The sequence below is a fragment of the Telmatobacter bradus genome, assembly GCF_048629425.1.
GTDB classification, from domain to species: Bacteria; Acidobacteriota; Terriglobia; order Terriglobales; family Acidobacteriaceae; genus Telmatobacter; species Telmatobacter bradus.
This window is the reverse complement of record NZ_CP184532.1, coordinates 2664020-2678227: the sequence shown is the minus strand read 5'-3', so window position 1 is coordinate 2678227 and position 14208 is coordinate 2664020. Positions and strand designations below refer to the sequence as shown.

13 protein-coding genes are annotated in these 14208 nt (G+C 57.5%); 4 read left to right on the top strand and 9 right to left on the bottom strand.

Annotated elements, in window-relative coordinates; all coding sequences use genetic code 11:
• The first annotated feature begins 3 nt into the window (after nt 1-3).
• On the top strand, nt 4-1386 hold the full coding sequence (locus tag ACOBR2_RS11100; RefSeq protein ID WP_420236181.1) for a glycoside hydrolase family 28 protein: 1383 nt from the start codon (nt 4-6) through the stop codon (nt 1384-1386).
• Nucleotides 1387-1514: 128 nt separating this feature from the next.
• Here ACOBR2_RS11100 and ACOBR2_RS11095 read toward each other — a convergent pair whose 3' ends face one another.
• Nucleotides 1515-1685 carry a hypothetical protein gene (locus tag ACOBR2_RS11095; protein WP_420236180.1) on the bottom strand — a complete coding sequence of 57 codons (171 nt, stop codon included), beginning with the start codon at nt 1683-1685 and terminating at the stop codon, nt 1515-1517.
• A gap of 461 nt (nt 1686-2146) precedes the next feature.
• Here ACOBR2_RS11095 and ACOBR2_RS11090 point away from each other — a divergent pair, with 461 nt between their 5' ends.
• Nucleotides 2147-3382: an ISL3 family transposase gene (locus ACOBR2_RS11090; RefSeq protein ID WP_420236124.1), complete on the top strand. Its 1236-nt coding sequence runs from the start codon at nt 2147-2149 to the stop codon at nt 3380-3382.
• A 120-nt stretch (nt 3383-3502) separates the two neighbouring features.
• On the opposite strand, the gene ACOBR2_RS11085 is transcribed toward ACOBR2_RS11090, so the two are convergent.
• The 5 genes from ACOBR2_RS11085 to ACOBR2_RS11065 form a co-directional block, all read right to left on the bottom strand.
• Entirely contained in the window at nt 3503-3691 is a 189-nt protein-coding gene (locus tag ACOBR2_RS11085) for a helix-turn-helix domain-containing protein (protein WP_420236179.1), read from the bottom strand.
• Entirely contained in the window at nt 3688-4143 is a 456-nt protein-coding gene (locus ACOBR2_RS11080) for an NAD-dependent epimerase/dehydratase family protein (RefSeq protein WP_420236178.1), read from the bottom strand. Before ACOBR2_RS11080 ends, ACOBR2_RS11085 begins: the two co-directional genes overlap by 4 nt.
• Nucleotide 4144: 1 nt before the next feature.
• The gene (locus ACOBR2_RS11075) at nt 4145-4822 is read right to left on the bottom strand and encodes an NADPH-dependent F420 reductase (RefSeq protein WP_420236177.1); all 678 of its coding nucleotides are present in this window, start codon (nt 4820-4822) and stop codon (nt 4145-4147) included.
• A 15-nt stretch (nt 4823-4837) separates the two neighbouring features.
• Entirely contained in the window at nt 4838-5605 is a 768-nt protein-coding gene (locus ACOBR2_RS11070; protein WP_420236176.1) for an SDR family NAD(P)-dependent oxidoreductase, read from the bottom strand.
• 62 nt (nt 5606-5667) lie between these two features.
• On the bottom strand, nt 5668-6402 hold the full coding sequence (locus ACOBR2_RS11065) for an SDR family NAD(P)-dependent oxidoreductase (protein ID WP_420236175.1): 735 nt from the start codon (nt 6400-6402) through the stop codon (nt 5668-5670).
• Nucleotides 6403-6522: 120 nt separating this feature from the next.
• On the opposite strand from ACOBR2_RS11065, the gene ACOBR2_RS11060 reads away from it, so the two are divergent.
• Together ACOBR2_RS11060 and ACOBR2_RS11055 are read left to right on the top strand one after the other, a co-directional pair.
• Nucleotides 6523-7518 (top strand): AraC family transcriptional regulator, encoded by a 996-nt coding sequence (locus ACOBR2_RS11060; RefSeq protein ID WP_420236174.1) that lies wholly within the window; start codon nt 6523-6525, stop codon nt 7516-7518.
• Nucleotides 7519-7677: 159 nt separating this feature from the next.
• Entirely contained in the window at nt 7678-9075 is a 1398-nt protein-coding gene (locus tag ACOBR2_RS11055) for an IS1182 family transposase (RefSeq protein ID WP_420236173.1), read from the top strand.
• A 148-nt stretch (nt 9076-9223) separates the two neighbouring features.
• Here ACOBR2_RS11055 and ACOBR2_RS11050 read toward each other — a convergent pair whose 3' ends face one another.
• Genes ACOBR2_RS11050 through ACOBR2_RS11040 form a run of 3 tightly spaced genes read right to left on the bottom strand, consistent with a single transcriptional unit; the run spans nt 9224 to nt 14131 of the window.
• A complete protein-coding gene (locus ACOBR2_RS11050) occupies nt 9224-12274 on the bottom strand; it encodes a DNA polymerase III subunit alpha (protein ID WP_420236172.1) in 3051 nt (1016 codons plus the stop codon).
• Entirely contained in the window at nt 12267-13766 is a 1500-nt protein-coding gene (locus tag ACOBR2_RS11045) for a DNA polymerase Y family protein (protein ID WP_420236171.1), read from the bottom strand. The genes ACOBR2_RS11050 and ACOBR2_RS11045 overlap by 8 nt, the downstream gene beginning before the upstream one ends.
• Nucleotides 13763-14131 carry a hypothetical protein gene (locus ACOBR2_RS11040; protein ID WP_420240052.1) on the bottom strand — a complete coding sequence of 123 codons (369 nt, stop codon included), beginning with the start codon at nt 14129-14131 and terminating at the stop codon, nt 13763-13765. Before ACOBR2_RS11040 ends, ACOBR2_RS11045 begins: the two co-directional genes overlap by 4 nt.
• Between the last annotated feature and the right edge of the window lie 77 nt (nt 14132-14208).

The following is a 14208-nucleotide window of genomic DNA, read 5'->3' as shown; positions in this document are numbered from 1 at the left end:
TGCATGTTAGTGGACCGTAGAGCATTTCTTCTGTCGTCTTCGTTTACAGTGCTCAATTTTTCGCTGCGAAAGCAGCGCCGGGAGTTCGATGTGCATCGCTTTGGAGCTGTGGGCGATGGAAAGAGTGACGACACGGCCGCCGTGCAGAAGGCTATCGAAGCCGCCACTCTCTGCGGCGGCAGAGTGGTCCTGCGCGGGGGATTCAAGTATCTCTGCGGAGCACTCATGCTGAAAGATCACATCGATTTTCATCTTGCAGACGATGCCACGATTCTGGCGCATACGGCAAAGTCCATGTATCCGCCCAAGGGACCGGGTGTGATCTCGTCCAATGGCGCAATCAATCTGAAGATCAGCGGCACGGGTATCATCGACGGTCAGGGTAAAGAATTTGTCACCAACTATTCGGATGTCGATGAGCGTTGGGACCCCAAGGGATTCCGTGCACGCATGTTCTCACTGCACGAGGTCAGGGATCTGGAAGTGAGTGGCATCCGCATCCAGAACGCTCCCTTCTGGGGTCTACACATGCTAGGCTGCGAACGCGTTTTGGTGGACGGCATCACAATTCGCAACTGGCTCGACATGCCCAACTGTGACGGCATCGACCCCGATCACTGCCGCGATGTGGAAATTCGTAACTGTGATATTGTTTGCGCCGATGATGCCATTTGCGTGAAGACTACGCAGCAGGATAAGGACTATGGCCCGTCGCACAACATCTATGTACATGATTGCGTCGTCACGACGCGCGATTCTGGCCTCAAGGTAGGAACCGAAACCTTCGGAGATATCTCGAAGGTCAAGTTCGAACGATGCAAAGTGCTCTCCGGGGGCCGTGGCCCGACAATTACGCACCGGCAGCCGGGGAATATCTGGGACATCGAGTTTAACGATATCGAAGTGAAGGCCGAACACCATGCCGCGCGCTGGTGGGGATGGGGTGAGCCGATCTCGTTGACGGCATGGCCGCGTATAGAAGGCGTCAAGGTCGGTTCAATCCGGGATGTCCGCTTGCGTAATATTCGTGCGAGCGCAGAAAACAGCGTACATATCGGGGGCCAACCCGATCAGCCGCTTGAAGACATCTTGCTCGAAAACGTCGAAGTCACGATCGATACATGGACGCACTATCCCGGCGGAAAACTGGATAAGCGCCCAACGATGCCCGGAGTCGAGGGGCTTGAACCACACGCCACGAACGTGTTTACGCTGCACGACGCGCGCAACGTCACTTTACGGGGATGCACCGCCAAGTGGGGCGAGACGCGTAAAGACTACTATGGAGTGGCGCTTGAAGCTGTTCACGTAGAAAATTTGAAGATTGAAGACTTTCACGGTGAAGCGGCATTTCCTGATCGACAAAAACCGATCGTGATTCGCTAAAATAATACGTTACGCACATAGGCATTCATTGAGGATGGCCTATGTGCGTGCGACTTTTTCAGGATGTCGTTTGCCTTTGCAATCCAGATGAATGGCTTGGGGGGCTGCTAGTGGCGATCGATGTAGTTTTAGGTAGTCAGAAGAGTGGTCGCGCCAGAGAAGTCCATCGTTCCCAGGTCATGGGCCACGCCAGCAATCGATAGGGCGAACAGGGTGGGAGCCATCGTGCGGACGGCGGGCGGTGCAGACTGCCATCCGCGAGCGCTGTCGAATCGGAGGATACGGCGGAATCGATTCACTTTGCACCTCCGCTAACGTGGGCGTCAGCTATGGCGCAAAGTTAGGTCTGTTTTGAGTCCGCGTCCAATGCTTTTTGGGAATGCAGGTATTCCCGTCACGCATAGATCGATTAAAAAGCATCAGTAAATAGGATTTTCTAAATAGCTCATAATCAATCGCCGATTCTTCAAGTCCTGACCTAAATCAACAAGATCTCTGGTCTACATTCCTGTATTTCTAGATACATCAGGGCGTTTTCGGTGGTCACATGAACATGCGTCAATTTCCACCATCATTTTTCATGGAGATGACGATCTCATTGTTCTTGTCAACTATTCAGCTTGTCGAGGACGGAACGCTCAAGGTGATCCCAGGAGTTCGCATGCGTACCCAGAAGAAATCGGCTCTGCGCAGGAATCTGTAAGGCAGCGTGATTTTCGCGGGTTTTGCTTGAGGTGTGGAATCGGCTATTCTCCTCCCGATGCGCGACAACGATTGGACGCGGGTATTGGGATGGCCGGGCTACAAGGTCTACCGGCATGAGATTGACGAGCCTGGCAAAAGGCTGAAGCTTTGGGTTCGGCGCAAGCGGGCCAACAAGTTGCTGGTCTGTTCCGGCTGCGGCAGGCCAACAGGCGAAATGGTAGCCAGCTATGAGCGGGAAGTGCGCGATCTGCCGTGCTTCGAGTATCTGACCACGGTGGTGATCGAGCTGTACCGGGTTCGTTGCCTGGACTGCGGCGTCAAGGCGGAGAAGGTGCCGCTGCTTCCTGGCAAAGCGCCCTTCAGCAAGCGTTTCGAGGATGCGGTAGGCCAAGCCTGCGAAAGCTCCGCAGCCAGCCGAGTAGCGCGGCAGTTTGGTCTGGCGGCGAGCACGGTGCGGGCCATCGATCAGCGGTATCTGGCGCGTTGGGCAAAGTCGCGGCGCAAGCCGGCCTTGCGGCAGATGGGTGTGGACGAGATCTTTGTGGGCAAAAAGCAAAAGTTCATCACCGTGGTGAGCAACCTCGGGACCGCCGAGCCTCTGTGGTTCGGCGCGGAGCGGAAGAAGGAAACGCTCGACGAGTTCTTCGCCAAGCAACTGAGCCCCTTTCAACGTGGCGCGGTGCAGGCTGCCTGCGTCGATATGTGGGAACCGTTCAAGCAGAGCATCGCCGAGTGGCTGCCCAACTGCCGCATCATCTATGACAAATTTCACATCATGAAGCACGCCGGAGCGGCTGTGGATGAGGTGCGCCGCCAGGAGTTCTTCCGCAAGGGCGGGCCGGCGCGGGAACTGGTCAAGGGCAAGCGCTGGCTGCTGCTGACGCGCTGGGTGCATCTGACCGCGCGCCAAAAACAGCAACTCAACGAACTGTTTGCGCTGAACCGGCGCGTGATGAAGGCGTACCTGCTCAAGGAAAGTCTGGATCGGCTGTGGAGCTACAGATATGAGGGCGCGATGTTGCGCTACCTGAAGAACTGGATCGATCAGTTGCGCTGGCAGCGGCTCAAGCCCATGGAGAAGTTGGCCGACATGCTGCTTCGCCATCTGGAGGGAATCCTGAACTACTGCAGAACAAAGGTTCCCCTGGGGGTGGTCGAAGCAGTCAACGGCAACATCAAAGCGCTGTTGCGACGCGGACGCGGCTACCGCAATCTCAACTACCTGCTGCTGAAAGCGCAACGGCTGGCCGCCACAAGAACCCAACTCGTCGCCTTTCAGAAAGCCGCGTAAAACGATGGCCTTTACACATTCTCGTCAAGAGCCGAAAAAGCGGCTGGAGCACTGGTGCGCTGAGCGGTTAGTCGAACGACTTCCCTAAGCTGCTCAGAGTAACCAGAACGAAGCGATCTTTTACCGCACTTCACGGCGGTCGTTGCTGTGGATTCTGTTTTGGGAGACACGGGGAGTTTCGCCCGTGAAAGCACTGAAGGCTTTGGTGAAAGAACTGGGACTATCAAAGCTGATCTCGCAGGCGACGTCGATGATGCGCGCGCTGGGCTTTGAGAGCAAGGCGAGCGCTTGCAGCAGGCGAGCTTTCACCAGATACCCTTGCGCGCAACGCCGCCAGAAAGGGCCGGGGCTTCCTCGGTCGTCGTTCGGCTCAAGAAGCGGGCCTCAGGCGCGGCCCAGCCTATGTTCGTGGGCGAGCCAATCCTCCCCGACACAACCAGCGGTTTTCCGGTCCCCGCCAATACCTCGCCGTACGCGAGCATGATCTGGAGTTCCACGGCGGCCACTGCGTCGATCCCGCCGGAGGAAAGCAGGTCTTGCCTGTGCGCGACATGGTTGACGCCGTCGGACTCCTCCTCCTCCGCTTTGAGCCCATCGAGATAGGAAATATCTCCTCGAAGCACCTTGGCACCGAGCGCGGAAACGGCCGCAGCGGACGCGTCCGACCTGGCCAAGCCGGTGACCTCGTGGCCAGCGGCAGTGAGGTCAGGGATAATGTAGGAACCGATATGGCCGGTCCCGCCTGTGACGAAAACATTCATGTTACTGCTCCTTCTTGAACAAATCCTGGAAGATGAGCTGACCCCAAGTGCGACCGCGTGCGTGCACCAGCGCGCCACCCTCGTTGAGCTTTCCCAGCTTCACGGGTGCGAACCCGAGTTGTTTGGCCAAATCTGCCACGGGAGCAATTGCGTCCTCGTCGTCGCTCGACAGAAAGACAACCCTGTGGCCGTCCTCGACGATCGGGTCGGTAGCCAGTGTAGCTGCAACCAAGTGGTTAAATCCTTTCACCAACTTAGCGCCGACGAACGACTTCGCAACGAAGGCAGAGGACAGGAGACCGTCCAGCTCCTCAAGGGGAACTAACGCGTTCATCGCGTCAATGACTGTCTTGCCTTCCCAACTCGGCAAGGTCTTCGCAACCTCGCGATGCTCCCCAAACGGGACCGCCAAGATGATCGTGTCGGCCTTGAGCGCATCCGCCAGCGACTTGGCGATGACCGTGGGTCCAATCGCCCGAGCCTGCGGCGTCAACTCCTCGGGCTTCCGGCGACTAGCAACGGTGACTTCAATGTTCTTACGAGCGAAGGCATGGGCGAGAGCCTGACCGATCTTACCGAATCCCACAATTGCATAGCTCATCATGTTCTCCAATCTGGTTTTAGAACTATAGGTTTGAAATGCGTGATCCCAGGACTGGCGGAGCTGGTGGGCCAGCACGGGACCGCGCCTAGGTCAGACCTGCGCCATGCCCCCGTCGACGGCAAGATCCACACCGGTGATATATGAACTTTCATCGGAGGCGAGGAACGTGACGGCAGCCGCGATTTCCTCTGGCTTGCCTCTGCGACCCATTGGGATCTGCGAGGTGAACTGGGCGACCGCTTGCTCGGCCTGTTCAGGGGTAAGGCCCGTCGTAGTCGCTAAGGCCGGGGTATCGATTGCTCCGGGGCTCATCGCATTCACGCGGATTTTGCGGTCTTTCAGCTCCATAGTCCAGCCACGCGCGAAGTTGCGCACAGCCGCCTTACTCGCGGCGTAGGCGGTAAATCCTGGGAGCCCCATCACGTTCGAAACAGAAGAGTTCAGGATAATTGAACCCCCATCTTTGAAGAGGGGAAGGGCCTTCTGTATCGTAAAGAACATTCCCTTCACGTTTACGTCGAAGGTCTGGTCAAAATGGGACTCAGTAGCCACCGCGAGCGGTGCGATTGTACCCGCGCCCGCGTTAGCGAAGAGAATGTCTATGTGACCATGTTTCTCTTTCACGACGGCATAGAGCCGGTCCAGATCTTCCAGACGCGACACGTCGCCCACGACCGTCGTAACGTTTCTCTTGATGAAGGCTGCGGCCTCCTTCAGCTCTTTCTCTCGTCGCCCAGTGATCACGACGTGCGCACCTTCTTCCACGAAGCGCTTGGCTGTGGCCAAACCAATCCCGCTGCTTCCGCCTGTAACGACCGCAATTTTGCCCACCAATTTTTGTCCAAGTTGATTACTCATATGTCTTCTCCCTTTTGTTTGTCGTTGTTTCTTCTGTTGAATTTATGGCCAGGCATAGCGTGTCAGATTTGCGCCAGGCCGCCGTCGACCGCGAGCTCACTGGCGGTCATGAAACTGCTGTCGTCCGAGGCGAGAAAGGCTGCCGCCGCCCCGATTTCAGCGGGATCGGCCATGCGCTGGAGCGGAGTCATCGAGGCGTAGACCTTCTGGCCCTCTTCGCCTAGCGCTGCCTTCGCGAGTTCGGTCGCCGTCGGCCCGGGCGACAGCACGTTTACCCGGATGCCGGTGCCCTTCAGATCCTCCGCCCAGGTGCGCGCCAGGTTGCGCACTGCCGCCTTGCTCGCGCTGTAGACGCTCATTGTCGGAGCGCCCGTGGTGCCGGCACTCGAGCCCGTCAAAATGATCGAACCGCCCTTTCCCATCAGCGGCAGCGCCTTCTGAACCGTAAAAATCGTACCCTTCACGTTAGTGTTGAAGGTCTCGTCAATGTGCTCGACGGTGATCTTGCCGAGCGGAAGCGGGCTTCCCGCCCCAGCATTGGCGAAGACGATGTCGAGGGTTCCGCGCTCGGCCTTCACCACCGCGTAGAGTCGGTCGAGGTCGGCCAGATCGGAGACCGAGCCCTTCACCGCGCGGGCATTGGGCCCGAGGTCGGCCACAGCGGCGTCGAGCTCTTTCTGCCGGCGGCCGAAGATAAAGACGAGGGCGCCCTCCTCGATGAATCGCTTTGCTGCGGCACGGCCGATCCCGGTAGCGCCACCAGTGATGACTGCAACTTTTCCTTCAAGCTTTCCCATGATGACTCCCTTTGGCAGATCTGTAGAATTCAGTACAGTAGAGTAGATTGCTTTTGCAGTGGACGAGAACTGCTCCAGAGTCCAAGACTTTTGTTCATTCGTCCAAAGATGGAGGCTAGGTTGGACCCGATAACAGACATCTTCAGAACGATGCACGTAACCGCTTTCGGTCTGCACAGGCTCGAAGCCACAGCCCCATGGGGCGTAAAACAGGAAAATCAGACCGAAGAAAAGGTCACGTCGTTCGACAAAAAGATGGCTCCTACAGATTTGGCGCACTTCGCCATGCTGTCGCGCGGCAACTGCTGGCTGAGTGTGGAAGGGATTCCGGAGCCAATTCCCCTCACCGGTGGTGATTGCTTTTTACTGGCTAAAGGGACTTCGATTGTTTTGCGCGACAGTCCGCGAACACGTCCGAAGTGGACTTTCAGCGAGATCGGGACCAAAGCCAACGGCAATGTCGCTCTTTGTGGAGGCGGTGGTGCACCGACGACAATCGTCTGTGGTTCCTTGAGTTTCGATCACGCCAGCCTGAAGCCAATCACTCAGTTATTGCCGAGCTTCATTCTGATGAAGGCAGATGAGGCACGCACGCTTGCTCTGCACAACACAGTGCAGGCGCTTGCTTCGGAAATGGCAGAACAGGCGCCGGGATCAGAAGTAGTCGCGACTCGGTTGGCCGAGGTCCTATTTATCCAAATGCTCCGAGCGCATATTACGTCGGGACCGGAACGCAAAAAAGGATGGCTTCGTGCGGTTTTCGATCCTCAGATGGGCACGGCCCTGAGTGCCATTCACGACAGAGTGAACACGCCCTGGACGGTCGAATCCCTGGCCGAGGCGGCGGGCATGTCTCGCTCCGCATTCGCAGCGCGTTTTAAAGAGCTACTCGGACAAACACCGCTGGAATATGTAACAGAGTGGCGGATGCAGAAGGCGATGCAGTTACTCGATCAGCGTGACAAGAAGCTCATAGATGTTGCTCGGTCGGTCGGTTATGAGTCCGATGCTGCGTTCAGCAAGGCGTTCAAGCGAGTTGTCAGGGTTAACCCTGGTGAATACCTCAAACGTGGTTTTGAAGACCACGATAGTGTCGGAATCGCGGAAGATTTGTGATGCGGAGGATTCTGACTTTGGCGGCGGGGGCCTATGTGCCATCGAAGCAGACCACCATCAGACTCAGTACACGCGGCAGTGTTCGGTCTAGGAGTCTGTCGCCCATAGAATTGCCCGAGGTCCTGGTCCAGACCAGGCCCAGCAGATTACGATTTTGTTATGGGCCAGAACTTCCTTCCAGACACGGTCAACCAGACGCTTCTGTTTCCACCCAGCCTTCACGACTGGCTACCTGACGGCCATTTGGCTCGTTTTGTCGTGGATGTGGTTTCGGCATTGGATCTTGAATCGATCTATGCTTCGTATCGCGAGAAGGATGGTCGCGGCCAGTCGGCTTATGCTCCGGAGATGATGGTTCGCCTTCTTTTGTACGGTTATGCCACGGGCGTTTACAGCTCACGCAGGCTTGAGAAGCATACCTGGGAAGACGTGGCATTTCGCTATCTTTCCGGCGACCAGCATCCGGACCACGCCACGCTGGCCGAGTTTCGCAAACGGCATCTGGCTGCGCTGTCCGAACTGTTCACGCAGGCCTTGTTGCTGTGCGCAAAAGCCGGTCTGGTTAAGCTGGGTCATGTGTCGATCGATGGAACAAAGATCAGGGCGAACGCCAGCAAGCACAAGGCGATGAGCTACCAGCGCATGACCGAGAGCGAGGCGCGCCTGAAGCAGGAAATCAACGCTCTGTTGGCTGCTGCGGAAAAAGCGGATGCCGACGAGGACGCGCAGTACGGCAAGGATCGGAACGGCGAAGAACTTCCCGACGAGTTACAGCGACGCGAGAGCCGGTTGCAGAAGATTCGCGAAGCGAAGCAGGCACTCGAAGACGAGGCCCGCGAGAAGGCTGAGCAGAAACTTGCTGAAGCAGAAAAGAAACAGGCTGACGAGGAAGAAGATCGTCGCGCGGGCAAAAAGAAACGTGGTCGCAAGTCGAATCCCCCTGATCCGGACAAGGCAAAACCCGCAGACAAGGATCAGCGCAACTTCACGGATCCGGAGAGCCGCATCATGCCGGATGGCGCCAATAAAGGCAGCTTTTTACAGGCTTATAATGCGCAGATCGCGGTCGATTCCATCGCGCAGGTAATCGTGGCCGCCGCGGTTACGCAGGAGACGAACGACAAAAAACAATTACTGCCGATGGTGGCACAGATCGAAAAGAATCTTGCCCAAAAGCCCGAGAAAGTCAGCGCTGATACCGGCTACTTCAGCGAAGCAAATGTGACCGACGCAACGGTAGCTGAAATCGACTTATACATCGCCACAGGCCGCGACAAACATAGTGATCCAACGGAGATAGCCTGTGGTGAAGCCCCGTCAGATGCAACGGCACGAGAACAAATGCAACATAAGTTGAAGACCGAGGCCGGACGCGCAGTCTACAAAAGACGCAAGGCGATCGTGGAACCGGTCTTTGGACAAATCAAGGAGTGCCGCGGTTTTCGTCGCTTCAGCATGCGCGGCAAACAGAATGTGAGCGGAGAGTGGAGGCTGGTGTGCGCGGTCAGCAATCTGTTGAAGCTCTTTCGCTCCGGATGGGCACTGCAAAACGCGTAAAAACAACGAAAGATCAGAATCCGAATCAGAGTCGCGCCTCAAAGATACGGTGCGGTAGAGAAAAACTGACAGCAACAGACAAATCCAGTACTGCGCAGCCAGGCCGACATCTCCTGCAAAAATCGCAAACGCTATGAGCGACAGACTCCTAGTGAAAGTCATGGGAAGAGATTGTGACTTCTGTCATCTGGAATGGAGCAATGGTTTTGGCCTTCACATGCACTACACCATCGTTATTTTGAAGTAATCCGTGAATATGAAGGAAACGATGGTGCGTTACGGTCAGTCGCTCACGCTCGAATAGATCAGGCGTGAGAATAATATTGGCGATGCCGGTCTCGTCTTCCAGTGAGAGAAAGACAAATCCTTTGGCCGTTCCGGGACGCTGACGTGCAATCACACATCCGGCGATATGGACCATCGCGTTCTGCGCGCAGTGGACGAGGTCGGCAGCCGTCCTGCAACCCATTGCACGCAGGGAACTGCGCTGATAAGCGAATGGATGTGGTCCGGTGGTCAGGCCTATGCCGGAGTAGTCCGCGCTCAGACGCTCGTCGGTAGTCATGGCGGCGAGCGGCATCGTATCCTGCTCACGTTCCGCAATGCCGCGCAAGAGTGGACCCACCGGGCGACCAGCCTTCTCCACCTGCCACAACGCATCGCGCCGATGCGCGACAGTATCGATAGTATTGAGCGCACCAATACGCGCCAGGATGGTCAGGTCGCGGCTATTCAGCGTGGGCACGCGCAGTGTAAGGTCATCAGCGGATTGAAAGCCGCCATGCTGTGTCCGCTCGTCTAACAGAGCCTGAATCATTGAAGACCGCATGCCGCGTGCATAGTTAAAGCCGATACGCAATGAGATCGAGCGATCTTCTTCGTGTTCAAGAGAGCAGATCGCCAAGGATCGCTGCACATCTATCGGTAGCACGCGCAGGCCGTGACGCTGCGCATCTTTGATGAGCACGGCAGGCGAGTAAAAGCCCATCGGCTGATTGTTGAGCAGCGCACAGGTGAAGGCTGCCAGAAAATGCACCTTCAGATAGGCCGAAGCATAGGCGATCAGCGCAAAGCTGGCTGCATGGGACTCCGGGAATCCATACATGGCGAAGGACGAGATGCTCTGCACGATATTGTCTTGCGCTTCTGGGCTGATGCCGTTGCGGGTCATGCCCGCGCGCAAGCGGCCTTCCAGATTCTTCATGCGTTCCATGGAACGACGCATGCCGACAGCGCGGCGCAATTCATCGGCTTCGGCTCCACTGAAGTTGGCGATAGCCATCGACATGCGCAGAAGCTGCTCCTGAAAGAGCGGAACGCCCAGCGTGCGTTTCAACACCGGCTCAAGCGAGGGATGTGGATAAGTAACTTCTTCCTTGCCTTGACGGCGACGCATGTAGGGATGCATCATCTTGCCCGCAATCGGCCCAGGACGAATGATGGCCACCAGCACCACGATGTCATAGAAGCGTCGCGGTGCATTATGCGGGATCGAGGCCATCTGTGCGCGGCTCTCCACCTGAAACATGCCCACAGTATCAGCTTTGCAGAGCGCGTCATAGACCCTGGGATCTTCGGGCAAGGCGGCGAGATCGACCTTGGTGTTGTAGTGCTGGGGGATCAACTCAATGGTCTCTTTGAGCACGGCCATCATGCCCAGCCCCAGCAGGTCCACTTTGATGAGGCCAAGATCGGCGCAGTCTTCCTTGTCCCATTGGATGACAGATCGACCCGGCATGGAAGCGCGTTCGATGGGGACGACGCGGTTCAACATGCCCGCGCAGATCACCATGCCGCCCGAGTGTTGCCCCAGATGGCGCGGCAGATTCTTCATGCGCTTGCAGATGTCGAGATAATGCGCAATGCGCGGATGGCGCAGATCGAAGCCTGCCTGCGCAAAGCGGTTTTCCAGCGTATCGTTCGCGCCCTTCCACTCCCAATGGCCTATCAAGCTGGAGATCCGCTCGATCTGCTCCTCTTGAAAGCCAAGCGCCTTGCCCACCTCACGCGCCGTGGAGCGGCCACGATAACTGATGACGTTAGCGGTGATCTCCAGCGCATAACAGACCACGGAGTTCGCAGCCGAACCTCGGCCCTGGACGAGAAATCCCTTTCGCTGACAGTAGCGCACAATGTCCCATACGATCAGAAAGTATCCGGCAAAGCCCAGCTTCGTGATCAGCGCAAGCTCGTGTTGCACCTGGGCACGTGCCTTGGTCAATAGAGTTAGCTTGTCTGCCACGCTATAACGTTTGCGAACGCCTTCGTCCACACGCTTGGCGAGAAAGCTGTCCATGGTCTCGCCATCAGGAACAGGATAATGCGGGAACTGATAGCCAAGATTGTCGAGCGTGAATTGCAGGCGTTGGCTGATGAGTTGCGTGTTGGCGATAGCCTCAGGCAAATCACGAAAGATGCCGCTCATAGAGGCGGAGGAGCGCAGAGCACGAGTGTTGTTCGCAGCAAGCAGGCGACCTGCGCGGTCGAGCGGCACATGATGACGAATCGCGGTCAGCACATCGAGGACTTCGCGATCCTGCTCAGTTGCCGCACGCACGCCGTTGGTTGCGACAATAGGCATTTGCAGGCTGGCTGCCATCGTCAATAGTGCCTGATTGCGTGATTCTTCATCGCGCAGTTGATGGCGCTGCAATTCCACGAAAATATTTCCTCGTCCGTAGATTGCGACAAGCCGTTCCGCAGCCTTGCGCGCCTGATCCGTCCTACCTTCGGCAAGAGCAGCGGCAAGTGGTCCTTCGTCACCACCGGTCAGGCAGATCAATCCGGCAGAAAACTCGGCAAGATCGTCAAGCGTGGCTGCGCCTTCGGTCTTGGTTGCTTCGCGCATCTTGAAGCGCGTGATAAGTTGGCATAGATTCTGATAGCCCGCTTGCGAGGCGCAGAGCAGGGTAATACGGGCTGGTTCGTTTTGCTCGGTATGCGGAAGCCATGAGGCCGGTTGCAGTCTGCGGCCAAACGAGGAGACGGCGATCTCCGCACCAATATGGGCTTTTACGCCACAGCGTTTGGCCGCGGTGTGAAACCGTGCCGCTCCATAGACACCGTTGCGGTCAGCAATCGCGAGCGCCGGCATCTCCAACTCGGCCGCGCGCTCGGCAATCGACTCTGGTGCGGATGCAGCCGCCAGAAAGCTGAAGGCACTCGAAGCGTGCAGTTCGACGTAGGGTTCATCAGTCAAGCAGCGCCTCCAGGCGCCATTCGGCACGCAGGCGGTCGTGCGCCAGCAAAAAGCACAAGGTCTGCCCGCGACTGTCGCGAGCCATCACATCCCACTCCTCCTGGTCCCATGCATCGACAGACCACCAAGCGCCGCTCGTACGCCATGGGCCATAGGCCGCGGTTATGCGGAAGGAGTCATAGATGTCGCGAAAGAAGCCTGGTCTGCCGTCGGCAACCAGCATCATCTCTAACATGCGCGGTGGACGAACCCGGCGTAGAGCTGTGCGTTCCAGCGGAGCCGTGTGTGTTTTGGCCGCAGTATCTGTGCGAAATGGATCGAGGTGAAAGCTGGCCGGGCGATTTGAATCTTCCAGCACAGGCGTCCCAACGCGATCTTCACCGACCATTGCCTTGATGCGCGCCAGCGTCACATCGAGTTGCAACGATTCAGGCGTCTGCGGAGCAAACAGTCCCATCTGCACTTTGCTGGTTTTGCCCGGTTCGGCGTGCAACGTCATCGCGAGCACCGCAGCCTGCGGAGGGTGCGCGGCCAACTCCATCTGCATCAACTTGAGCAAAAATCTTTTGTCCTGCGAGGGCAGTGCCGGGCGTACGGACAACGACTGTGAGGGCGCGCCTTCCAGTGCCAACTCCGCCGTGAGTGATGCCAACGCCAGCGCATGTGCCATGGCGCGATCGACCAAGCAATCCAACATGCGCGCGGCCATAAAGAGCAGTCCTTCTTCCTGCTCTACTGGCGCATCAAACTCGTAGATCTCCCGCAGCGCAAAGGCTGCCTCAATAGGCTGGAAGGTGTGGCTTGCCGCGCCGCGCGCCATGGCCTGCCACACGCGCGCACGAGCACCCAGCCGCGCAATCAATTCCGACTCCGGCAGCGCAGCCAGATCAGCAAAGCTGCGAATGCCCCACAGTTCGAACTTTTCCTGCTGTTCAACGCTCAGATCCAGCGCATGCAGCGGAAGCAGCGCCAGCGTATCCGCCTCCGCGCCCGCAGCCACAATACATAATCCGCGATGCGCGGCAGCCTTCAAACGCGCCGTATGAAAGTTGGCGCTGAGCACGACACTGACACGGAGACCAACAGCTTCCATTGCATCTTTGATATTGGTGGCCAGCACATTCGGCGGACCAAAGAGCAATTCGCTGCCCATCACATCGAGGACTATCGAACATCCAACGCCAGCAGGAACAACTTCCATGCGCGGCGTAAACTGCGCCGCAACCTCCAGCATTACGGTACGTGCCGCCTGCTCCACGGCCAGCGAGCGATCAAGAATCTTCAATCCATTCAGCGCTTCGGCGTCCATGCGCGGAAGTCCACGCACGACTCCGCGTTGCGCAGCGGCACGATTCATGGAACAAACGCAGGCATCGTGTAGTGGGCCATCTACAATCGCCACCGGCTCACCCTTCAGGTCGGTGCGCAAGCGCAGCAGAGCCTGTGCGGCAAATTCTGTGGCATGAACACAGGCATAGAGTTCGTGGCTCATGCGCTTTTCTCCGCGGCCCAGGCTGTAGACGATGACCATGCAACAGCGGGCGGCTTCCGCTGCTGTGAGAATTGCGTGAAGCGCTCACGGCGACGGTTCAGCTCGAAGCCACAGCGGTTGAGTACCGTTTCCCCTTGCGCTTCCGCACGGAGCGCAGAGCAGTCCAACACCACGGCCGCACTTGACTGCGCATACGAAGCCTGCCCCAGCACCAGCAGTGTGCAGCGCGTGCGGTCCGCAGCCTGACGAAAGCGAAACCAGGTAGCTAGTGGAATCCTCATGCCCTGTGCTGGATCGACGCCGCCCAGATCCAGCACCAGCGCCGCAAATCCCCCCACTTGCAACAGCAGGTCCGTGGCCCGCAACGCTTGATCGAGATGCGTGCCAGCTTTTCTTTGCGCGCCTGTTTTTTGTCATGAGCGAAGCCACGCTGATGTTCGTG